Source organism: Izhakiella australiensis (assembly GCF_002006995.1).
GTDB classification, from domain to species: Bacteria; Pseudomonadota; Gammaproteobacteria; order Enterobacterales; family Enterobacteriaceae; genus Izhakiella; species Izhakiella australiensis.
On record NZ_MRUL01000001.1, the window covers coordinates 622,029 to 644,312 of the forward strand.

Annotated in this window: 20 protein-coding genes; 9 read left to right on the forward strand and 11 right to left on the reverse strand. The window is 54.4% G+C overall.

The features are described 5' to 3' along the window. Positions 1 to 40 precede the first annotated feature (40 nt). A complete protein-coding gene (locus tag BTJ39_RS02780; RefSeq protein ID WP_422386000.1) occupies positions 41 to 943 on the reverse strand; it encodes a substrate-binding domain-containing protein in 903 nt (300 codons plus the stop codon). 70 nt (positions 944 to 1,013) lie between these two features. Next, positions 1,014 to 1,871: a tagatose bisphosphate family class II aldolase gene (locus BTJ39_RS02785; RefSeq protein WP_078001128.1), complete on the reverse strand. Its 858-nt coding sequence runs from the start codon at positions 1,869 to 1,871 to the stop codon at positions 1,014 to 1,016. 374 nt (positions 1,872 to 2,245) lie between these two features. On the opposite strand from BTJ39_RS02785, the gene BTJ39_RS02790 reads away from it, so the two are divergent. The 4 genes from BTJ39_RS02790 (at position 2,246) to BTJ39_RS02805 (ending at position 6,531) form a co-directional block, all read left to right on the forward strand. Further along, entirely contained in the window at positions 2,246 to 3,418 is a 1,173-nt protein-coding gene (locus BTJ39_RS02790) for an ROK family transcriptional regulator (RefSeq protein ID WP_078001129.1), read from the forward strand. Between the two features lie 107 nt (positions 3,419 to 3,525). Continuing rightward, entirely contained in the window at positions 3,526 to 4,518 is a 993-nt protein-coding gene (locus BTJ39_RS02795; protein ID WP_078001130.1) for a tagatose kinase, read from the forward strand. Then, complete coding sequence (locus BTJ39_RS02800) at positions 4,509 to 5,780, forward strand: D-tagatose-bisphosphate aldolase, class II, non-catalytic subunit (protein WP_078001131.1); 1,272 nt, start codon at positions 4,509 to 4,511, stop codon at positions 5,778 to 5,780. Before BTJ39_RS02795 ends, BTJ39_RS02800 begins: the two co-directional genes overlap by 10 nt. A gap of 22 nt (positions 5,781 to 5,802) precedes the next feature. Continuing rightward, complete coding sequence (locus BTJ39_RS02805) at positions 5,803 to 6,531, forward strand: SDR family oxidoreductase (RefSeq protein WP_078001132.1); 729 nt, start codon at positions 5,803 to 5,805, stop codon at positions 6,529 to 6,531. Positions 6,532 to 7,482: 951 nt separating this feature from the next. Here BTJ39_RS02805 and BTJ39_RS02815 read toward each other — a convergent pair. From BTJ39_RS02815 to BTJ39_RS02825, 3 genes are read right to left on the reverse strand one after another with little or no spacing between them, the layout of a single operon-like run. Next, positions 7,483 to 8,217, reverse strand: coding sequence for an amino acid ABC transporter ATP-binding protein (locus BTJ39_RS02815; protein ID WP_078001134.1), 735 nt, complete (start codon positions 8,215 to 8,217; stop codon positions 7,483 to 7,485). An 11-nt stretch (positions 8,218 to 8,228) separates the two neighbouring features. Continuing rightward, positions 8,229 to 8,897 carry an amino acid ABC transporter permease gene (locus tag BTJ39_RS02820; protein ID WP_078001135.1) on the reverse strand — a complete coding sequence of 223 codons (669 nt, stop codon included), beginning with the start codon at positions 8,895 to 8,897 and terminating at the stop codon, positions 8,229 to 8,231. 3 nt (positions 8,898 to 8,900) lie between these two features. Next, positions 8,901 to 9,656 carry a transporter substrate-binding domain-containing protein gene (locus BTJ39_RS02825; protein WP_176110181.1) on the reverse strand — a complete coding sequence of 252 codons (756 nt, stop codon included), beginning with the start codon at positions 9,654 to 9,656 and terminating at the stop codon, positions 8,901 to 8,903. A gap of 242 nt (positions 9,657 to 9,898) precedes the next feature. On the opposite strand from BTJ39_RS02825, the gene BTJ39_RS02830 reads away from it, so the two are divergent. Continuing rightward, positions 9,899 to 11,224 carry a CapA family protein gene (locus BTJ39_RS02830; RefSeq protein WP_078001137.1) on the forward strand — a complete coding sequence of 442 codons (1,326 nt, stop codon included), beginning with the start codon at positions 9,899 to 9,901 and terminating at the stop codon, positions 11,222 to 11,224. 1,716 nt (positions 11,225 to 12,940) lie between these two features. Here BTJ39_RS02830 and BTJ39_RS02845 read toward each other — a convergent pair. The 4 genes from BTJ39_RS02845 to BTJ39_RS02860 all read right to left on the reverse strand — a co-directional run bounded on the left by BTJ39_RS02845 (position 12,941) and on the right by BTJ39_RS02860 (position 16,590). Continuing rightward, entirely contained in the window at positions 12,941 to 13,102 is a 162-nt protein-coding gene (locus BTJ39_RS02845; RefSeq protein ID WP_078001140.1) for a DUF2474 domain-containing protein, read from the reverse strand. Next, the gene (cydB, locus tag BTJ39_RS02850) at positions 13,103 to 14,107 is read right to left on the reverse strand and encodes a cytochrome d ubiquinol oxidase subunit II (protein ID WP_078001141.1); all 1,005 of its coding nucleotides are present in this window, start codon (positions 14,105 to 14,107) and stop codon (positions 13,103 to 13,105) included. It abuts the gene before it with no gap. Position 14,108: 1 nt separating this feature from the next. Further along, the gene (locus BTJ39_RS02855) at positions 14,109 to 15,521 is read right to left on the reverse strand and encodes a cytochrome ubiquinol oxidase subunit I (RefSeq protein ID WP_078001142.1); all 1,413 of its coding nucleotides are present in this window, start codon (positions 15,519 to 15,521) and stop codon (positions 14,109 to 14,111) included. A gap of 172 nt (positions 15,522 to 15,693) precedes the next feature. After that, positions 15,694 to 16,590, reverse strand: coding sequence for a LysR substrate-binding domain-containing protein (locus tag BTJ39_RS02860; RefSeq protein WP_078001143.1), 897 nt, complete (start codon positions 16,588 to 16,590; stop codon positions 15,694 to 15,696). Between the two features lie 132 nt (positions 16,591 to 16,722). Here BTJ39_RS02860 and BTJ39_RS02865 point away from each other — a divergent pair, with 132 nt between their 5' ends. Continuing rightward, positions 16,723 to 17,301 (forward strand): hypothetical protein, encoded by a 579-nt coding sequence (locus tag BTJ39_RS02865; RefSeq protein WP_078001144.1) that lies wholly within the window; start codon positions 16,723 to 16,725, stop codon positions 17,299 to 17,301. Between the two features lie 358 nt (positions 17,302 to 17,659). Continuing rightward, on the forward strand, positions 17,660 to 18,115 hold the full coding sequence (locus BTJ39_RS02870; RefSeq protein WP_241825854.1) for a hypothetical protein: 456 nt from the start codon (positions 17,660 to 17,662) through the stop codon (positions 18,113 to 18,115). A gap of 1,087 nt (positions 18,116 to 19,202) precedes the next feature. On the opposite strand, the gene map is transcribed toward BTJ39_RS02870, so the two are convergent. Next, positions 19,203 to 19,970, reverse strand: coding sequence for a type I methionyl aminopeptidase (gene map, locus BTJ39_RS02875; RefSeq protein WP_078001145.1), 768 nt, complete (start codon positions 19,968 to 19,970; stop codon positions 19,203 to 19,205). A gap of 5 nt (positions 19,971 to 19,975) precedes the next feature. Further along, on the reverse strand, positions 19,976 to 20,215 hold the full coding sequence (locus BTJ39_RS02880) for a ParD-like family protein (RefSeq protein ID WP_078001146.1): 240 nt from the start codon (positions 20,213 to 20,215) through the stop codon (positions 19,976 to 19,978). 220 nt (positions 20,216 to 20,435) lie between these two features. Between BTJ39_RS02880 and BTJ39_RS02885 the strand changes: the two genes are divergently transcribed. Together BTJ39_RS02885 and BTJ39_RS02890 are read left to right on the forward strand one after the other, a co-directional pair. Further along, complete coding sequence (locus BTJ39_RS02885; RefSeq protein ID WP_078001147.1) at positions 20,436 to 21,419, forward strand: fatty acid desaturase; 984 nt, start codon at positions 20,436 to 20,438, stop codon at positions 21,417 to 21,419. Beyond that, complete coding sequence (locus BTJ39_RS02890; protein ID WP_078001148.1) at positions 21,412 to 22,212, forward strand: phosphate/phosphite/phosphonate ABC transporter substrate-binding protein; 801 nt, start codon at positions 21,412 to 21,414, stop codon at positions 22,210 to 22,212. Before BTJ39_RS02885 ends, BTJ39_RS02890 begins: the two co-directional genes overlap by 8 nt. The last annotated feature ends 72 nt before the right edge of the window (positions 22,213 to 22,284 follow it).

The following is a 22,284-nucleotide window of genomic DNA, read 5'->3' on the forward strand; positions in this document are numbered from 1 at the left end:
CGGGTAGCGTCAGGTTTTGCCGTGGCAGCGGGATGCCGGTTTACCAGTGAAAATCTTTGGCATTTTCTTTGGTAACCAGCTTCACATCGACGGGGATGGTGGCCGGAATGTGCGCACCCCAGTGTTTAGCCAGCGCGATGCCCAGTGCGATGCGCAGCTGGTCACGTGGGAACTGCCCGGAGGTAGCGATAAAGTGCGGGTTGCCTTTGGCGATAATATCGACTGCTTCGGGGTAGCCATCGACAGAAACCATCTTCACGTCTTTGCCCGAGGCATCAATTGCCGCAATAGCCCCCAGCGCGCCGCTGTCATTCACGCTGAATAACCCTTTCAGCGTTGGCGCCGATTGCAGAATATTTTCGGTTACATTGAGCGCCGTAGCGCGGTCCTGATGGCCGTTTTGACGGGTGACAATTTTCATGCCCGGGTTTTCTTTGATTGCCGCTTCAAAACCCTTAACGCGTTCGAGGATCGGTACTACCGCAATGCCATCAAGGATCGCCACATCGCCTTTACCGCCTAGTTTTTCGGCCAGGTATTTTCCGGCAATGTAACCGGCATCGTAGTTTTTCGAACCAACGTAGGAATCAACGGGACCGCTGGCCTGTGCATCAACGGCAACCACCGTAACGCCTTTTTCTTTGGCATCCATCACCGCAGACTGAACGCCAACGGAATCGGTTGGGTTAATCAGCAGGATATCGATATTTTCCTGCAACATATCTTCAATATCGTTCACCTGCTTGGAGACGTTATTGCGCGCGTCTGTTACCAACACCTGAGCGCCAATTTCCGTCGCCGCCTCTTCCAGCGATTTTTTCATTAACACTAAATATGAGTTATTTAGCGTTTGAAAAGAGATGCCTATTTTTAACTTATGCGCCGCCTTGTCTTCCGCGTGTCCTGCAAAAGAAACGGACAGCATGGAGAACAGAAAAAACACGCAGGCCGCGACCTTTTTTACATTTTTCATTTTATTCACCGGGTTTTGGTTTGAGGTAAGAGTCCAACGATTACAGCTTTCCTGCACAGCCACAGATATCGATCACCTTTGCCACCACGTCAGCCATAGCAGCCTTTGCCGGTGGCATATAGTTGCGGGGATCGTTGGCTTGCGGATGATGCTGAAAAAAGCTCTTCAGCCCATCCGAAAACGCAATTTTGAGTTCGGTGCCAACGTTTACTTTGCAAATGCCAAGGCTGATGGCCTGACGAATAGCACTGGCGGGTAGTCCGGAGGCGCCGTGAAGAACCAGCGGGAGACTCACCCGATTGCGGACTTCTTCAAGTCGGGAAAAGTCGAGTTTTGGCTCACGTTTATACATGCCGTGGGCGGTGCCAATGGCTATTGCCAGCGAGTCGATGCCGGTGGCATCAACGAAGTATCTGGCTTCTTCCGGGTTGGTATAGAGTGCGTCTCGCTCGTCCACCACCAGGTCATCCTCAATGCCGGAAAGTCGCCCCAATTCCGCTTCCACGCTGGCACCAAAGCGATGGCTGGTTTGCACTACTTCCTTCACCCGCCGGATGTTTTCCTCCAGCGGATAATGCGAGGCATCGATCATCACCGAACGAACGCCGCGTTCAACTTTGTCAGCGATGTCGTCATAGGTTTCATGATGGTCAAGATGCACGGGTAAATCGCGCTGGTACTGCTGCGCCAGACTGGCGGCAATGGCGACAATGTTGTCCGTTCCGGCATAGCTGAAGGTGCCAATGGTTCCGGCCATAATCACCGGCGCCTGCAGTTTATCGGCGATTTCGGCCACAACCTGCATGGTTTCCAGGTTGTGGATATTAAAAGCCGGTACGGCATAGCCGCCGCGCTGAGCGTTAAGCAAAAGATCCCTGGTATTAGCTAACGTTTGCATCACAACCTCTGATGGTTATCGTAATTTGCAATGATATTGTTGTGACTTGCACCAAAATACAATCTTCAAAATTGCCGGATTAGAAGGAAATGGGATTAAGGTCACAATAAATTGGACGAATGTAATGATTTTGTGATAAATATCGCATAAATGGTGTAAAAACTGAGCAATTAACGCACTGAGTAGGTTAGATAATATTGTTGCAACTAGATACAAACAGGTGTTAAGTATGCGGTATAAGCTGCATAAATGGGGTTTCAGGAAGGTAATCAGGCGAGAATTAAGCTATTTTGTTGTTACGAAAATCAGAATTGGCTACAGACCAGGACGCCATGCTGCTGCTGGTAACGCTGGTAAATAAGTAAGGGACTTTAGTGACAGATTTTAGTTTGATTTCCAATACGCCCCGACGCGCCAGGCAGGGTAACGAACTGGTCGCGCTAAGAGCGCTGAGACGTTTCGGCGCCCTGAGCCGGGCAGATTTAGCGCGTAAGATGGGATTAAACCGCTCATCGTCCGGCCATATTATCGCCGAGCTGATTAGCAGCGGGTTGGTACGGGAAGTCAGCACGGCCAGCAAGCAGAATCATCCCGGTGCCGCGCGGGGACGCCCCGGCATCCTGCTGGAGCTGGTGCCAGAGGCCGCCTATTTTCTCGGTATTGAAATTGGCGTGGAGCATATCACCACGGCGTTAATTGACCTGACCGCCGCGGTGGTTGATCTGCGCCAGCAGCCATTTGAAGGCGGCTCGACCAGCGTTGAGGACGCTATCGCTCAATCAGTGGCGCTGGCGCTGTCAATGTGCAGCGCTGAGATGAAGGCAAAACTGGAAGGGGTTGGCTTTTCCGTCCCGGCGCAGATGAACAATGAAGGTTTTATCTTTCATGCGCCGCTGTTGCGCTGGCATGAGATCCGTTTTTTAGAACTGGCTAAAACGGCGCTGCCGGCTGATATTCCAATTGCCGTTGAAAACGACGCCAACGCCTTTGCGATTGGCGAGCTGTATCAGTCCGGCACCACCCAGGGGGTGATTTTATTTCTGGTGATTGAAAGCGGCGTCGGCGGTGGCCTGCTGATTGACGGCAAGCTATTTCGCGGCGGTAACGGCCTGGCGGGGGAAATCGGCCATCTGGTGATCCGTGATGGCGACGACGGCGAGAGGACGCTGGAGTCGGTAATAGGGCTGGAAAAGCTGCTTTCGCGCTATCGCGTTCAGTCCGGAAAAAAAGACATTTCCGTTGCGTCATTTATCAAAGACGTATGTGAACGTGAACCGGTGGCGGTGACGCTGGCCGACGAATGGGCGAAATATCTCGGTTTCGCGCTGGTGCAGGCGGGGAGAATTATCGACCCTAACCGCATTGTATTAGGTGGCTCAATGGCGGCGTTGTATGACCTGGTGTCTGTAAGGGTACATGCTTACGTTGAGAAATATCAGGATACGCCTTTTCCATTACCGGAAATCGTGCTGGATAAAAGTGCGGAATCAGGTTCGGCTTTTGGTGCCGCCTGTATATTGCATCAAAAATTTCTGTCACTGGCTTAATACTGTATTGCAATGCTGACTGTTTATTACGGTCAGCGTATTAAATAATAAATTAATTAAAAATCTCTTTTATCTGAACGTATCCATTTTAACGTGGAGTGTACTCTATGTACGTTAATCTTACGCTGGCACCAGATGAACTCGGGCCAACAATAACCATCGGTGAAATTCTGGTGGAAATAATGGCAAAGAAACAAGGTGAAGGATTCTCCGAGCCGTTAGATCTTACTGGCCCTTATCCGAGTGGCGCCCCGGCTATATTTATTGATCAATGTGCAAAAATTAGCGGCAATGCCGGTATGATTGGCTCCGTAGGGGATGATGACTTCGGCAGAGTTAATATTGAACGTTTAAAAAAGGATGGTGTTGATACCTCCGCTATTACTATTGATCCGCTATTGCCGACAGGAAGCGCCTTTGTGCGCTATCGCAATGATGGTGCGAGAGACTTTGTTTTTAATATTTCTACCTCAGCGGCGGGGAATATTATAAAAAACAGAGAAAGTGAATCCCTGATTGCTAGCGCAGGCCATATTCATATTATGGGTACGGTACTTTCTATTCCCGGCGCCTGGCCGCTGATTGAATATGCAGTGGAAAAGATAAAACGACGTGGCGGCACACTCTCTCTTGACCCGAATGTTCGTAAAGAGATTAAGTCGGACTCGGTATTCTCGCAGCGACTTTCATATTTATTGAGTAAAACCGATCTGCTTTTACCCTCGGATGAGGAAATACTCATCGTGGCGGATACTGACGATTTTGACGCGGCTCTGAAATATGTCTTTTCCGCCGGGGTAAAAGAAGTGGTCCTGAAGCAAGGTCGCGATGGCGCTACCTGCTATCACCATAGCGGCAGTGTAAATCATTGCAGTGCTTTTGAGGTTACGGAAATTGACCCGACGGGAGCCGGTGATTGCTTTGGCGGCGCCTATGTTGGCTGCCTGCGCCTGGGCATGTCGACGCCGCAAGCGCTGGTCCGCGCCAACGCCGCAGGTGCCAGAAACGTTCAGTTTATCGGCCCGATGGAAGGCAGCGCCAGCCTGCAAGAGCTGGAAATGTTCATTACTGATACCCCGAGGAGAACAGGATGCAAGTGACGCTTGAAGAGTTGAAAACCTACAGAATAAATGGCTCCCCTAAAGGGATAACCTCGGTCTGTTCGGCACATCCTCTGGTTCTGCGCGCCGCTTTGCGTCTTGGCCGCGACAGCAATAGCAGCGTATTGATTGAAGCAACCTGTAATCAGGTCAATCATCAGGGCGGCTACACTGGGATGCAGCCGCGCGATTTTGCGGCGTTGGTTTACACGCTCGCGGATGAAGAGGGTTGTCCGAGGCAGCTGATTATTCTGGGCGGCGATCATCTCGGCCCTAACCCCTGGAAACATCTGCTGGCGGAAGAGGCGCTGCTGGAAGCAGAAAAAATGGTCAGCGCTTATATTGAGGCCGGATTTAGCAAAATCCATATCGATACCTCAATGGGATGCGAAGGCGAGCCGACGGCGCTGGCTGATGAGCTGGTCTCACAGCGTGCCACGCGATTGATTAAGGTCGCTGAAGCGGCAGCGGCACGTAGCGGTCAGTCGCTGCCGCTTTACATTATCGGCACCGAAGTGCCCCCTCCCGGCGGCGCTGACCACCTGATATCAACGCTTGAACCAACCGATCCGCATGCCGCTCGTCGTACCCTGGCGGTCCACCGTAACGCGCTGCGCGATGCAGGGCTGGCCGCGGTTGCCGACCGGATTTTGGGGCTGGTAGTGCAGCCGGGCGTGGAATTTGGTAATAGCAACGTTATTCATTATCAGCGTGAAAAAGCACGCGGGCTGTCGGCGGTTCTCGATATTGAACCCGGTCTGGTATTTGAAGCTCACTCAACTGATTATCAGGGCCAGCAGCCACTGTCTCAGCTGGTGGAGGATGGCTACGCTATTCTCAAAGTCGGGCCGGAACTGACCTTCGCCGTCAGGGAGGCATTGTTCGCACTCGATCTGATTGCCAGTGAAATGTTTGCGGAATATCCCGAGCGGAATCTGCATCGGTTGGTTGAAAAACTGATGCTGGACAAACCCAACGGCTGGCAAAGCCATTACCACGGCGATGAACATCAGCGCTATTTATTGCGGCATTACTCACTGTCAGACCGCATTCGCTACTACTGGACGGAACCTGAAGCCCGTACCGGCGTTGACACCTTGCTTAATCAAATGCGTGGCGTCACGGTACCGTTGCCGCTGATCATGCAATATCTCCCCGGCGCGGAACAGTTTGCTGAATGTCGATTCGAGCCGGAAGAAGCCATTATCTGGCGCGTGCTGAAAGTACTTAATTATTATCATCGCGCTTGCCGCGTTAATTAAACCTGTAAAAAAGGTAGATAACATGACCGACGCTCTACAAAACAAAATTGCCGTTGTCACCGGCGCCGCTTCCGGCATCGGACTTGCCTGCACCCAGGCATTGATTGCCTGCGGCGCAACGGTAGTCATGGTTGATCGCGACATCCAGGCACTGCAACGCATTGCTGAGCAGTATCAGGATAAGGTTATTCCTTTCGTTACCGACCTGCTTGATGCGCAAAGCTGTGCGCAAATGATCCCCGGTATCCTGGAGAAAACCGGACGGATTGATATTTTGCACGCCAATGCAGGTTGCTACATCGGCGGGGATTTAGTCGATGCCGATCCGCAGGCTATCGACCGGCTGATTAATCTCAACGTCTCGACGGTGATAAAAAACGTCCGCGACGTGCTGCCGCATATGATTGAACGCGGAGAGGGCGATATTGTGGTAACCAGCTCCGTCGCTGGCCATTTTCCGGTTCACTGGGAGCCGGTGTACTCCGCGTCAAAATGGGCGATGACCTCCTTTGTGCAGACCACGCGTCGGCAAATTAATAAGCACGGCATCCGCATCGGTTCGGTGTCGCCAGGTCCGGTTATCAGTGCGCTGCTTGCCGACTGGCCGGAGGAAAACCTGCGCAAAGCAAAAGAAACCGGTAGCCTGATGGAGCCATCAGAAGTAGCCGAGGCGATTATTTTTATGCTGAGTCGTCCGCGCACCGTGACTATCCGGGATATTGTGATTCTGCCTTCCGCGCAGGATCTGTAGTCGGAGGTGGGATGGGGTGTTATTTGTCATGGCTCCCATTCCCCCGGACTGGTTTTTTTCACCGCCGGTGGGGCTGTGGTTACGTGGATTATTTCACCTGTGGTGGATTGTTTTATTCACCTCTGGTGGGTTATTCCGTTCGCCTGTTCGGCCAGTGCCGTAGTTGCCCGCCGCTGCGGATGAATGGTAAGAGGCCATCATTCGTCATGGCCTCCCCGGACGTTTTATTCACCGACGGTGGGTTATTCCGTTCGCCTGTTCGGCCAGTGTCGTAGTTGCCCGCCGCTGCGGGCGACCGGCAAGGGGCCGCCATGCGTCGCGGCCCCTTGACCCCGGACTTTTCGGCTGCTTCTGCGTGGCTGCGCCATTCCCTCACTCATTCAGCCTGCCTGACGGGCCGTTCGCGATGCGTTCCCGACGCAGCGCTTACTTTCGCCGCCTCCCTGCGGCTCACCCTGGCGGGCTTCATTCGTTCGGCGCAGAAAAGCCTGAGTGGAGCAGGTTTGTGGCGATGATGCTGGTGTTTTGATTTTAAAAGCAAAGGCGATAATCCGGCTCTTATCGGCTTTTGTTTTTTTACCCGAAGCGATGATGAAGTTTACGGGGGAGGAGAAGGCCCGGCTGATTTCAGCAGACTCGCGGCCAGGGATGGCCGCGCGTCAGGCCACACGGACGTGCTTGTGCCGGTGCAGAAAGCAGCCGGGCCTTCTGTGACCTGTGCGCAGAGCTTACAGCGATGATTGCCTGCCGTTTGCTACCTGCTCAAACGGACGTGCTTGTGCCAGCGCGAAAAGCTGCCGGGCCTTCTGTGACCGTCGTGCCGGGCTTGCAGCATGCGCGACAATATCGGCAGGCACGGCAGCGTTTTCGCGAGTTTTATCTGATGTTGCAGACGGCGTTCAGCGACAGGTTAAAGATGCCGCCGCCTGGTGGACAGGGCGGCGGTGATGGTTATGAACGGGAAGAGGATAGGAATTTACGCGTGCGCTCATGCCGGGGCTGATTAAATACCTGTTCCGGCGTTCCGTCCTCGACCACTGCGCCGTCTGCCATAAAAATTATCCGATCCGCGACATCGCGGGCGAATGACATTTCATGGGTGACCAGCAGCAGAGTTGTTTGATGATCGACGATAGAGCGAATAACCTGCAATACCTCTCCGACCAGCTCCGGGTCGAGTGCCGACGTCGGCTCATCAAACAAAATCACCTTTGGTTTCACCGCCAGCGCACGGGCGATAGCAACACGCTGCTGCTGTCCGCCGGACAGCACCGCCGGATAGCTGTGGGCTTTTTCCCGCAGCCCGACGCGATCAAGCAGCTGCAGGCCGGTTTCATTGGCCTGCGCTTTGGCGATTTTTTTGCCGACGATCAGCGCTTCGGTGATGTTCTCCAGCGCGGTTTTATTTTTAAACAGGTTATAATGCTGGAATACCATGCCGGTATGGGCGCGCAGCGCGGTTTCCTGCTGGCGGGTAAGGGTCGCCGCCTGTACCTCGGTATCGGCGATTTGCAGGCTGCCGCTATCGGGTTTTTCCAGCAGGTTAATGCAGCGCAGCAGCGTCGACTTTCCCGAACCGGAAGGACCGATAATCGCCACCACCTGGCCCTGCGCCACCTCCAGAGAAATATCCCTGAGCACCGCATTATCGCCGAAAGATTTATGCAAATGACTGATTTTCAGCATGTCGGAGATCCTTAACGATAAGGGCGGTTGAGCCGGTGTTCAATGCGCTTTTGCAGCAGGGTCAACAAAATAGTGACCGCCCAGTAAATCAACGCCACGGCCAGGTAGCTTTCCAGAAAGCGGAAGGAATTGCTGGCGATAATTTTGGTTTGCGAGAACAGCTCGGTGACGCCAACGGTAAATGCCAGTGATGATTCCTTAATCAGCATGATCAGATAATTGCTCATGCCCGGTACCGCCACGCGAATCGTCTGCGGCAGGACGATGCGGCGAAACCCCTGCCAGCGCGACAGGCCGACGGACAGACAGGCCTCCATCTGGCCTTTATCCACCGAATTCATCGCTCCGCGAAACTCCTCCGCCAGATTGGCTGCATTCTTAAAGCTCAGTGCGATGATGGTCGCTGAAATAGCGTTCATCATGCTGATGCCGGGAAACAGCTGCGGAATACCGAAATAGAAAATAAACAGGGTAACCAACGTTGGCACTGAGCGGAAAAAGGAGATATAAATCTCTGCCAGCGGCGCCAGAATAAGCAGACGGTTATGGATGACAAGCGCCAGTACCATACCCATGGCCGAGGCGATAACCATTGAAGTTATCGCCAGAAACAGCGTCATCGGCAGGTAACTGAGCAGCGTTGGAAAAGCTTCCAGCATGAAGCTCAGGTCGAAATTCATTGCTTATTGTTCCTTGCTAACGTCCTGCTTGAGATATTGCTCAGAGAGTTTACTGAGGGTGCCGTCCGCTTTCAGCGCCGTCAGCGCTTCATCAAAGCGTTTACGTAGCGCCTCGCCCTTATCGTTTTTAACGAACGGGAACGCTTCCTGATAGCGATAAACCGGCGTGCCGGATATTTTCAGCGGCAGGCGGGAGTTATCGATCAGCAGCTGCGCGCCGGCGCGGTCCATGATGTAGGCATCAATACGTCCCAGCGCAACGTCCTGCACAATTGCGCTCGGTTCATCGTAAGTATGAATATCTATCCCGGCATTGGGATAATTCTGGCGAAGAAAGTTTTCTTTACTACTTCCTACATCGACGCCCAGGCGTTTACCCTTAAGATTCTCAATGCTATTAATTGAGTTATCATTATTTCTGGTAACTAGTTGCGCACCGGAATAAATATAAGTCTGACTGAAAAGATACTTTTCGCGTCGCTTGTCATTGGCTTCAACCTGATTTGCGATGGTGTCAATTTTGCCCGCGTCAAGCATGCCAAACAGGCCGGTCATATCGGCGGTAGTCAGTTCAACTTTGTCGTAACCGAGCTTTTTAGCAACGGCATTAACGGTCGCAATATCATAGCCTTCGTAATCTTTGCCGTTCTGCTTGTAAGAGAAGCCGATGCTGACTCCGAAGGTGCCGACGTGCAGGACTTTACTCTCATCTGACTGCTTTTTACCGTCATCGCAGCCTGAAATAAGGAGTACGCTCATTAGCGTAGTTGCTAATATCCCTGTTTTTAAACTGGTCATTATTTTTCTCTGGTGATATTGGTGAAAGTTCATGGTGTTGTAACATGTAAAATTAATTGCACCATTGTAAGATATGTCTGGCGCATGGTCTTATTCGGCTTGAGAATAAGTTATAAAAAATAATTTTTCAGTTGTTCTGCTACCAGAAATAGCATTTTAGCTGGTGAGCAGGCAAGTATTCAGAGTTAAACCAGAGGAATGAAATGAGAATTATCGCCTGCGGTGATCTGTTATTTTCCAGTCGTAATCTGTCTCAGCGTTTGGATGCCAGCATAATTGAGCTGTTGCAAGGCGCTGATGCAGTATTTGCTAACGCCGAATTTAGCTGCCCAAAGCCAGACCTGCCACCCGCCGCCGGACGCGGTTATATCACCGCCGTGAGTCAGGGCATTCTGGATGAGTTTGTCGATCTCAATATTCGTCTGGTGGGGTTTGCCAATAATCACACCGGAGATTTTGGCTGGGAAGGGGTGGTGCAGACCATCGAAGCGGCGCAGGTGCGTAAGCTGATACCCTGCGGCCTTGGGCGTAATCTTGATGACGCGCGCCTACCGCGCTTTCTTGATACCGCCAAAGGGCGGGTTGGCGTGGTGGCGCTGGGGTCCACTCGCTCGGAGGTCTTTCTTGCCGCCAACGGCGGCGCCAGCGCCGTTGCGCGCCCGGGACTGAATCCGCTGCGTTGGGGCCGCGCTTATGTGTTGCCCGACGAGCAGTTTGAACAACTGCGCGGCATCAGTCGTACCCTGGGTATTGATGACAGCGTGCGCGAGGGGATGCGGGTCGAAGTGATGGCTGATAAGGGCGACGATCAGTTTATTTTCGGCTCTTTATTTGAAAGCGCGTTGCAGATTGAACGCGGCGAAACGGCGCAGGTGCGCACCTGGTTTAATGAGCAGGATTGTCAGGCCAACGAGCGCAGCATTCGTGACGCCGCCAACCGCAGTGATTTTACCCTGATCAGCCTGCATACTCACGAAGGTGATAAAGACAGCTGGTATTCACCTGATGCGCCGGAGTTTATCGAGCGTTTCGCACACCGTGCGATCGACGCCGGTGGCGATGCGGTGGTTTGCCACGGTGCGCACTTTATGCGCGGCGTTGAAATCTATAATGGCAAGCCGATTTTTTATAACATCGGCAGCCTGCTGATGGAGTTCGAAGCCGGTGAGTCGATTATCGGCCCGGAAATGTATCAGGCCTATGGGCATGCCGTTGATGCTCGTCCTTCCGAACTGCATCGGGCGCGGGCAAAAAATGCTGCCGGCGAGTTTATCGGCTTTAACGCTGAAGCGCGTTTCTCTCAGAATGCGTTGGCTATTTTTGATGTTACTGCTGACGGCATCGCCTGCGACATTTTGCCGCTCGATTTGGGCATGAACCGCGAGCGTGCGCTATCACGCGGTCTGCCGCAGCGTGTCAGCCAGCAGCAGGGCGAAGACATTGCCGTGCTGCTGACAACGTTAAGCCAGCGCTACGGCACCCGCTTCAATTATGACGCCGACAGCGGGCTGATTAAATTTAGCGGTTAAACCTGCACCCCAACGCCGTTATCGATTAAAAACGGATGCCGTTTCCCACAAACCTGCGCCCAGCAGGCTTTTCTGCGCCGAACGAATGAAGCCCGCCTGGGTGAGCCGCAGGGAGGCGGCGACAGTAAGCGCTGCGTCGGACGCATCGCGAACGGCATCTCCTCATTGCTGCATGCCCGGCACCCAGGTCACAGAAGGCCCGGCTGCTTTCCGCACCGGCACAAGCACATCCGTGTGGCCTGGCGCACGGCCATCCCTGGCCGCGAGCCTGCTGAAATCAGCCGTGCCTTCTCCTCCCCCGTTAGCTTCTTCATCGCTTTAAGTGAAAAATAAAGCCCGATCTGCGCCAGACTGAATGCCGGCAACCTTACCGTAGCTTTTAAGCGGAAGATAACCACTGTCGCCACAAACCCGCACCCAACGCCTTCATCAATTAAAAACGGATGCCGTTTCCCACAAACCTGCATAAACAGGCTTTTCTGCGCCGAACGAATGAAGCCCGCCAGGGTGAGCCGCAGGGAGGCGGCGAAAGTAAGCGCTGCGTCGGGAACGCATCGCGAACGGCCCGTACGGCGGGCTACATGCGTGAGGGAAGGACGCAGCCACGCAGAAACTGCCGGAAGTCCGGGGTCAAGGGGCTATGACGTCTGATAGCCTCTTGCCGGTCGCCCGCAGCGGCGGGCAACGATGGCACCTGCCGTGCAGGCGAACGGAACAACCCACCAGAGGTGAATAAATCAGCCACCAGCTCGATAGCAGCGTTGAGATGCCAGCAAATCTGCACCCCAACGCCGTTATCGATTAAAAACGGATGCCGTTTCCCGCAAACCTGTACCAGCAGGCTTTTCTGCGTCGAGCGAATGAAGCCCGCCAGGGTGAGCCGCAGGGAGGCGGCGACAGTAAGCGCTGCGTCGGACGCATCGCGAACGGCATCTCCTCATTGCTGCATGCCCGGCACCAGGTCACAGAAGGCCCGGCTGCTTTCCGCACCGGCACAAGCACATCCGTGTGGCCTGGCGCACGGCCATCCCTGGCCGCGAGCCTGCTGAAATCAGCCGGGCCTTCTCCTCCCCCGTAAGCTTCTTCATCGCTTTAAGTGAAAAATAAAGCCCGATCTGCGCCAGACTGAATGCCGGCAACCTCACCGTAGCTTTTAAGCGGAAGATAACCACTGTCGCCACAAACCCGCACCCAACGCCTTCATCAATTAAAAACGGATGCCGTTTCCCACAAACCTGCGCCCAGCAGGCTTTTCTGCGCCGAACGAATGAAGCCCGCCAGGGTGAGCCGCAGGGAGGCGGCGAAAGTAAGCGCTGCGTCGGGAACGCATCGCGAACGGCCCGTACGGCGGGCTGAAGCAGTGAGGGTAGGGCGCAGCCACGCAGAAACTGCCGGAAGTCCGGGGTCAAGGGGCTATGACGTTTGATGGCCCCTTGCCGGTCGCCCGCAGCGGCGGGCAAATAAGTCACCTGCCTGGCAGGCGAACGGAACAACCCACCGCGGGTGAAATAAACAGCCCTCCGTACAAGCGAACGGAATATTCCACCGCAGGCGAACGGAACAACCCACCTGAGATGAAGAAATCAGCCAGCCGCCGTTCTGGCGAACGGAACAGCCCACCGTAGGTGAAACAAATCGGGCAGGCAGGGAGGGATTTACAGATCCGGGCTCAAGGGGCCGCGACGCATGGCGGCCCCTTAAAAACTCCCCCTTACGTTAGTGACTTTTCATGTCAGCGGCGGTCATCAACAGGCGGAATAATCCGGCGACCGTTGCCAGCGCCATAATGCTTAACAGATATATCGCCATCAGCCAGAGCAGGCGTTTGCTGCGTATAAAACGCGATTTAGTACTCTGCGGTTTGAGATCGGTATGCATTTAATGATATCCCTCGTCGGCGGAAATTTTGCCGCGAAACACATAGTAGCTCCAGAAGGTGTACCCCAGAATTACCGGAATAATCAGCAGGCTGCCTACTAGCATAAACGCCTGGCTTTGCGGCGGTGCCGCAGCGTCCCATAATGAAACGGCTGGTGGGATGATATGCGGCCAGATGCTGATGCCAAGACCGGAAAAGCCGAGAAAGATGAGCGCCAGCGTTAATAAAAAAGGCCGGTAGTGGGCGTTGCGGCGTACGCTGCGCAGGATAGCCCAGCCGCAGCCGAGCACCAGCAGCGGTACCGGTATCAGCCAGTAGAATGCCGGCAGGCTAAACCAGCGGCGGGCGATATCGGCATGAGCCAGCGGCGTCCACAGGCTGATAATGGCAATCACCCCCAGCAGCGTCAGCACCAGCGGCGTGGCGAGTGTCGCCATTTTACGCTGTAGCGCATGTTCGGTTTTCATAATAAGCCAGGTACAGCCCAGCAAGGCATAAGCAATGGTGAGGCCCAGCCCGCAAAACAGCGGGAAGGGCGCCAGCCAGCCCATCGCCGGGCCGCTGTATGCGCGCCCGCTGACCGGCAGGCCGTTAATCAGCGCGCCCAGAGCGACTCCCTGACTAAAGGTGGCCAGCACTGAACCGCTGATAAAGGCTTTATCCCAGAATGGTCGATGGCTTTCGGTTGCTTTAAAGCGGAATTCAAACGCGACGCCGCGAAAGATTAACCCCAGCAGCATGGCCGTCAGCGGAATAGTCAGCGCGTCGGTAATCACCGCATAGGCGAGGGGGAAGGCGCCGAACAGTCCGGCGCCACCCAGTACCAGCCAGGTTTCGTTGCCGTCCCAGACCGGCGCGACGGTATTCACCATGATGTCGCGCTCCTGCGGGTCGGTATTGAAGGGGAAAAGTATGCCAATTCCCAAATCAAAGCCGTCCATGACGATATACATCAGCGTGGCGAAAATAATGATGGCAAACCATATCAGCGACAAATCTATCATTTTAGCGCTCCTCATTCCGCTGGCTGACCGCCGAAAGTGGACGGGCCGGCGTGTTAGCGCGTCCCGGTCCTCCCGGTTCAGGACGTCGGTTGTCGCTGCTCAGCGGGCCGATTTTTATCAGCCGCATCATATAGAGGTAACCGACGCCGAACACCGAACCGTAAACCAGAATAAACGCCAGCAGGCTGATGCTCATGTGCAGATCGCCGTGAGCGGAGACCGCATCGGCAGTGCGCTGAACGCCATATACCACCCACGGCTGGCGACCTACTTCAGTGGTAAACCAGCCGGCCAGAATCGCGATTAATCCCGACGGCCCCATCAGCAGCGTGAAGCGCAGGAAAGGGCGTGAGGTATACAGCCGACGCTTATAGCGCAGCCAGAGGCTGATTATGCCCACGCTGATCATTAGCAAACCCAGGCCGACCATCAGGCGGAAGGACCAGAAAACCAGCGGCGAATAGGGCCGATCCTGTGGCGGAAAGTCTTTTAAGGCCGGTACCTGGCGCGTCAGGCTGTGGGTCAGAATCAGGCTGCCGAGATGCGGGATTTCCAGCGCATATTTGGTGCGTTCAGCGTGCATATCCGGCATGCCGAACAGAATAAGCGGCGTGGCCTCGCCGGGTTTGTTTTCCCAGTGCCCCTCAATGGCGGCGATTTTGGCTGGCTGATGCTCAAGGGTGTTCAGACCGTGCATATCGCCGATGACGGCTTGCAACGGCGCGACCGTCAGTGCCATCCATAGCGCCATGGAGAACATTTTTCGTACCGCCGGGCTGTCATTGCCGCGCAGCAGGTGCCATGCCGCCGAGGCACCGACAAAAAAGGCGCTGGCGAGGAAAGCGGCGGTGGACATATGCAGCAAGCGCCAGGGGAATGAGGGGTTAAAAATGATCTGTAGCCAGTCCTCCGGAACGACCACGCCATGCTCAATTCGGTAACCTTGCGGCGTCTGCATCCAGCTGTTCGAAGCCAGGATCCAGAAGGTGGAGATAATGGTGCCGAGCGCCACCATGCAGGTGGCGAAAAAATGCAGTCTTTCGCCGACGCGCTGCCAGCCAAACAGCATCACGCCAAGAAAGCCGGCCTCAAGAAAAAAAGCGGTGAGCACTTCATAGGTAAGCAGCGGTCCGGTAATGCTGCCGGCAAATTGCGAAAATCCGCTCCAGTTGGTACCAAACTGGTAGGCCATAACCAGGCCGGACACCACCCCCATCCCGAAATTAACCGCGAAAATTTTGCTCCAGAAATGATAAAGGTCGCGCCAGGCGGCAAGGCGACTCTTGAGCCAGAGTCCTTCCAGCACCGCGAGGTAACTTGCGAGGCCAATAGTGATAGCCGGGAAGATAATATGGAAGGAGACAGTAAAGGCAAACTGGGCTCTTGCCAGATGAAACGCATCTAATCCAAACATTGTTTCGCCTCCTTTGCAGGCAGGCGACGACCGGTGACCGGTTGCAGCATACGACGACTCCATTACAGCGATTACGCTAACAGCGAAGTCATGCTATACCTCGTACAGTTTTCAGCAATAGACACTATATTGATAAAAATCTATAACAGTTTGCTCGGTGAAGAGCCGATACTCATTTTTTATCCTGCGCCATCTGCTGCACAATCCACTCTCGTAGCTGGCGGACGTCAGCCCGCTGTGCAACATCCTCCAGCGTCAGAAATAAATAGCACCCGCCGGCAAGCGGCGCCGCAAAGGGCACCTCCAGCACGCCGCGCCGCACCAAATCGCCGGCTAATAGCTCGCTGGCAATCACCACCCCCTGACCGGCAACGGCGGCCTGCAGAGCGTGGGTCTCATCGCTGAATCTGAGCCCCTTATCAGTATCGAGATCGGACGGGCCGTAACGCTTTTTCCAGTTCTCCCAGCTGGGAGAGTGCGCCGGCACCAGACGGTTTTCCACGTGAAACAGCGCAACGCTGAGCAAATCCTCAGGGCGTTGCAGGTTCAACGTCGGGCTGGCAAAGACCTGGAAGCGGTCAACAAACAGCTCGGTATTATGCAGGCCCGGTTCCTGAGCTTCCCGGTAGCGGATGGCGATATTTACCGTTCTCTGGGTTAAATCGACCCGCTCGACGCTGGTATGCAGCCTTAAATCAATATCAGGAAATAGCTGTTTAAAGTCGGCCATCCTTGGGATTAGCCAGTTGGTTAAGAAGTTGGACGTGGTGGTTATGGTTAATGCCGGCGGCTGCCGGTCGTGGTCGATTTTAGCCATCGCATGCTCAAGGACGCCGAATGCCTGGCGACTAGCCTCGTACAAAACGCGGCCGGTGTCCGTCAGGCTCACGCCGCGGGCGCTGCGCTCAAATACCCGACAGTCGAGGGTGCTTTCCAGCTGGCGTATCTGATGGCTGACTGCGGTGGCGCTAACGTTCAGCTGTTCGGCTGCCAGTTTAAAACTTTGCCATTCGGCAACCAGATGAAAGGCCCGCAACGTGCCCAGCGGCGGTAAACGTGTTTTATGCATGATGAGTTATTTTCACCTGTGGCTGAAAACTATGATTTTGATTGATCATATTTCACCGGAATAAGATTAGTTCATCCCATAGGAATGGATGAATTTAACTAATCTTAAGGCATTTAATGCCGGGAGCAAATGATGAGCAATCTTTCTTTAACACGACGCTCTCAGCCCGACGAGCCGGCGGGAGGAATTATTACCGCCTTTATCGCCAGCGTGCTGGCGGCAGAGACGGGGCTATTAATTGTTTTCAGCATTCAACGCGGCGGGCTTTTTACCCTGAGCCTCTGCGGGCTGCTTTTATTGGCTTTGGCAGTGGGTTTCATCATCGCCCGCCAGCCGCTGTTTCATCGGGTGAAAACGCTGAGAAAAATTTACTGGGGATTTTTTACCTGCGCGCTGGGGATCCTGCTGATTATCCCGGCGCTACAGGGGAGATTAGCTGGAGAAGTGCTGGCGGTCGCGGTGGTGATTTCCGGTTTCGGCGCTGGAATTATCTGTACAGCATTAGCGCAAGATCTGACGGATGGCCGCAATCATCCTCTACGGCGGCGACTGGCTCTCATCGTTTATGTCGCAATGCTGGCGGCAGCGCTATGCAGTGGCTATGGGATTGATAATACTCACGACTATTCGCTGGCCTTTGCTATCGTTGCCGACCTGGCGCTGCTCGGGGCGGTATACAGCAAAATTATTTACCATGACCGTGCGCAGTGATTAAAGATAATTGGGCATTTCCACAGAAGTAATAAGCATTACCGGCGATTAAGCGGAGAAGAAATAGCCTGATGAGAATAATTAATACCCGTCAGGAAATATCTTCAGGGGAAAAATCTTAAATCGATAAATAGCTCACCTAACGTACTGAGAAAACTTGCTTTTAATTTTATGCGGCGGTACAACGTTTTTACTGTCAGCATGCGGCTTGTTTGTCTGGCAGGTGAAAAATGTGGAGCGCCGTCAAATAATGTGGCCTTCGCAAAATAAAAACAGGATGATATTTACCGATGGGAAGATTAACATGTTGAAAAATAAGCTGGTAATCGTTCTGCCTCTGCTGCTGGCAGGTTGTACTATGAGCAATTCCCAATTAAAACGCGCCTATGCCAATCATTATTATCAGGACCCTGCTTATGTAGCAGCCTATAAGCAAAAGACCGAAACCATGAGCGTCAATCAGCTGGCAGATTACGGCGCTGAGTTTGATAAGCAGAAAATGCGCGGGCAGAAAAGAATGCAGCTCGACAAGTTTATTTATATAGAAAATATTCACTCCGAAGACAATAAAGTAATTTATAACTACTCGCTCACCGATGCGTGGAATGCCCTTTCCGCCAGCGATCGCCTTGAGAAGCAAACAAATATGCAAAAAGATTTAACTTACCGTACTTGCTCGCTGAAGACGGTACAGCTGGCGCAGAAAAAAGGGCTGGAAGAAGTACATAATTACTACACCGCTTACCCGGACAAAATCGCCTTTACGTTGAGAAGCAATCTGCAGATGTGTCGCCAGGCTGGCTTTACTGACTGAGGTTAAGTGGGGGTATTTCACCTTCGGTGGGGGTTTATTTCACCTGAGGTGGTTGCTCCGTTTGCCTTGGCAGCGGCTGGCTGATTTCTCCACCTTAGGTGGGTTGTTTATTTCACCTGCGGTGGATTATTCCGTTCGCCAGCGCGATGGGTGTTTATTTCACCTTTGGTGGGTTGTTCCGTTCGCCTGTGCGGCCAGTGGCATAGTTGCCCGCCGCTGCGGGCGACCGGCAAGGGGCCATCAAACGTCATGGCCCCTTGACCCCGGACTTCCGGCAGTTTCTGCGTGGCTGCGTCCTACCTTCACGCATGTAGCCCGCCGTACGGGCCGTTCGCGATGCGTTCCCGACGCAGCGCTTACTTTCGCCGCCTCCCTGCGGCTCACCCTGGCGGTCTTCATTCGTTCGGCGCAGAAAAGCCTGTTGATACAGGTTTGTGGGAAACGGCATCCGTTTTTTATTAAAAAGCAAAAGACAGGTTACCGGTATTCAGTCCGGCGCAGACTTGGTTTTTTTTACTAAAGCGATGAGGAAGTTTACGGGGGAGGAGAAGGCCCGGCTGGTTTCAGCAGGCTCGCGGCCAGGGATGGCCGTGCGCCAGGCCACACGGACGTGCTTGCGCCGGTGCGGAAAGCAGCCGGGCCTTCTGTGACCTGGGTGCCGGGCTTACAGCAATGAAGGATGGCCGTGCGCCAGTCCACACAGATGTGCTTGTGCCGGTGCGGAAAGCAGCCGGGCCTTCTGCGACCGGGGTACCGGGCTTACAGCAATGAGGGATGCCGTTTGCGTAGTTTCGCCACACGGATGTGCTTGCGCCGGTGCGCAAAGCAGCCGGGCCTTCTGCGACCGGTGTACCGGACTTGCAGCAATGAGGGGATGCCGTTTGCGTATTTTCGCCACACGGATGTGCTTGTGCCGGTGCGCAAAGCAGCCGGGCATTCTGCGACCGGGATGCCGGGCTTGCAGCAATGAGGGTCTGCCGTTTGCCTGGTCTCGCCACACGGATGTGCTTGTGCCGGTGCGGAAAGCAAACGGGCCTGCTGCGGGGGCTGAGAGTATCAGTTGATGCTTAATGCTGGCCGGCGAATCTCAGCGCGCATCGGGCCAGGGTGTCAGCAAATCATAACCGCTATCGGTCACTGCAACGGTGTGTTCCCATTGCGCCGACAGCGAACGATCGCGGGTGATAACCGTCCAGCCATCGGATAACAGCGAAGTCGCCGCTTTGCCGGCGTTGAGCATTGGCTCGATGGTAAAAATCATCCCGGCTTTAAGTGCAATCCCGGCTCCCGGCTGACCGTAATGCAGTATCTGCGGATCGGCGTGATACTCCTCGCCAATACCGTGGCCGCAATATTCCCTGACCACGCTAAACCCCGCCTGCTGCGCCACCTGCTGAATGGCGGCGCCGATATCGCCAAGGGTTGCGCCAGGGCGCACGCTGCGCATCCCGGCTTCCAGCGCCTGCAGGGTGACCTCAACCAGCCGACGCGCTCTGATGCCCGGCTCACCGACCAGAAACATGCGGCTGGTGTCGCCGAACCAGCCGTCCTTGATTACCGCAACATCAACGTTAACGATATCGCCTTTTTTCAAAAGCTTATCCGATGGAACCCCGTGGCAGACGACGTGGTTTACCGAGGTCAAAATCGTGTGCTGATAGCCGTTATAGCCAATATTAGCTGGCGTAATCTTCAGCTCGTTAACGATGTACTGGTGACAGATTTTATCCAGTTCGCCGGTGGTGATGCCGGGGCGGATGTGTTGTTTAATCATCGCCAGCACGCTCGCGGCGGCATGGCCTGCCGCTCTGGCCATGTCAATTTGCTGCGGGGTATGAAGTTTGATTGATACCACGATGGTTATTCCTCTGCCGCCGCCGCCAGCTCTTGCCCAAGCAGCTTAGTGATATCGCAGCCGTCGCTAAGCTGCGCTGTGACCAGCAAGCGGCTTAGCTGCTGGTGGCTCAGATGCGGGTAGAGCTCAGCGAGCATGCCGATCTTTAGCCAATGCTCCGCCTGGGAATTAATGGAACGGTCCAGCGCGCCGCTGGCCAGCCGCAGATTCTCATGCATCAGATCAGAGATTTTTACAATGCCCATAAATCACCTTTATATATTTTGTATGCGAAGCATATAAAGGCAATGATGAAATGTCCATAACAGGAGAACGTCTAAACAAATACCCCTGGCCGGGGTGATGGAAACTGTCGGCGTATAACATTTTTCCGGCATAGCTAAGTTATTTATATGCTTTGCCTTTTAGCCTGCTTTCTCACATCGTTTGTGCATTATGGCAACCAGATAAGCGGTGTTTGCATTAATGGCGCAAGGCTCTTCCAGCTTTTTACATCAGCAGCAGCGTGATGTGATACGGCAGCTCTCCCAATCCTGGCTCTGGCGCAGCGAACTGCCGACCTGGGGTCTGATCGTGATTATTTACAGCGGCTGGTTTATCAGCCTGACCTGCTGGCAGACAATCGGCCTGCTGCCCGCCACGTTACTATTAATCTGGTTCACCAGCTGGTATATGTCCTTACAGCATGAACTGATACACGGTCATCCCACGCGCCACGCCGGGTTTAATCAGCTACTGGGCCTGCTGCCGCTGGCTATCTGGTATCCCTATGGCCTGTATCGCGACTCTCACCTGGCGCATCACCGTAACCAGCAACTGACGCTGCCGGATGATGATCCGGAGTCTTACTATTTTTCTGCCGCCAGCTGGCAGCGTTTTGCCCCCTGGCAGCGGCAGGTTATCCGGATCAGGAATACCTTTCCCGGCCGTCTGCTGCTGGGGCCGCTGCTGGATATTTTGCAGACATTACGCGCGCTGCTGGTGGCTTTTTATCGCCGGCAATATCGGGCGATGGCGATGTGGCTGGTGCATGGCGTGCTGCTCGCTGGTCTGTTTACCCTGATGACCCACCTTGATTTTTCACCGGGTTACTTTCTGCTGTTTATCAGCTATCCGGCGCTGTCGCTGACCAAAGTTCGCTCCTTCCTTGAACATCGTGCAGCGGACGATCCGCTGGCGCGCTCGGTGATAAACGAAGCGGCGTTGCCCTGGCGGGTGCTGTTTCTTAACCTCAATTATCATTCGGTTCATCATGACCTGCCGGGTGTTCCCTGGTATGGCTTAGGTAAAATTTATCTGCGCTATCAGGAAACTTACCAGCAGCGCAATCATGGGTTTGTGGTGCGCGGCTACGGCGAGTGGTTGCGGCGTTTTCTGTTGACAGCAGTAGAGGTTAATGAGCATCCTGGTTGCAAACCGGATAACAAAACCACTAAGCGCCATGAGTAATCTGATTTCCCTGCCGATGTACGATCTCTGTCGTTCCGATAGTGAAGCGCTGTGCTCTGCGCTGCGGTCACTGCTGATTAAACGCGGGATGCCAGCCGCAAGCCTGACTGTCGCCCGGCCGCAGGCTGAGCTGTTATCCCACTGGCGTCGTGAGGATCTGCTGCTTAGCCAGACCTGTGGTTATCCGCTGGTAACGCAGCTAGCGGAAGTTCAGCTTGTTGGCTGTTTTCATTACGATGCACCGGGCTGTGACGGCGCGCGCTACCGTAGTTTTCTGGTTTCGCGTCAGGAGGATGCGGGGAAAGCGCTGGCGGATTTTGTCGGTCGCCGGGCGGTATGCAACGGGCTGGATTCGCAGTCGGGCTATAACGCGTTGCGTAAAATGGTGGCGCCGCTGGCGCGGGACGGTAAATTTTTTGGCGCCGTCAGCTTTAGCGGCAGCCACCGACAGTCTTTGCTTGCGCTGAATAAAAATACGGCGGATATCGCCGCCATTGACTGCGTTACCTTTGCCCTGCTGCAACGTCATCAGCCGACGCTGTTGCATAACCTCGCCATCATAGGGCAAAGTCCATCGGCACCGGGCTTGCCGCTAATTACCTCAGGTGCGACCTCGGCGCTCACGCTTGGGATGTTGCAGGATGCGCTGTATCAGCTGGTTAGCGACGCGGCTTACCAGCAGCTCTGTCGCGCGCTGTTTATCACCGGCTTCAGCGTCGTAACGCGCGAGCCTTATTCGCTGCTGCTGGACTGGCTGCGTGAGGCCGAAGCGCGGGGGGTGAGTGCGCTCTGATTAACCCGGCGATGATGGGCGCATCGGGCCGGTGGTCACGCGGTTTGTTATGCGCAGACCACCGGCCCGCCT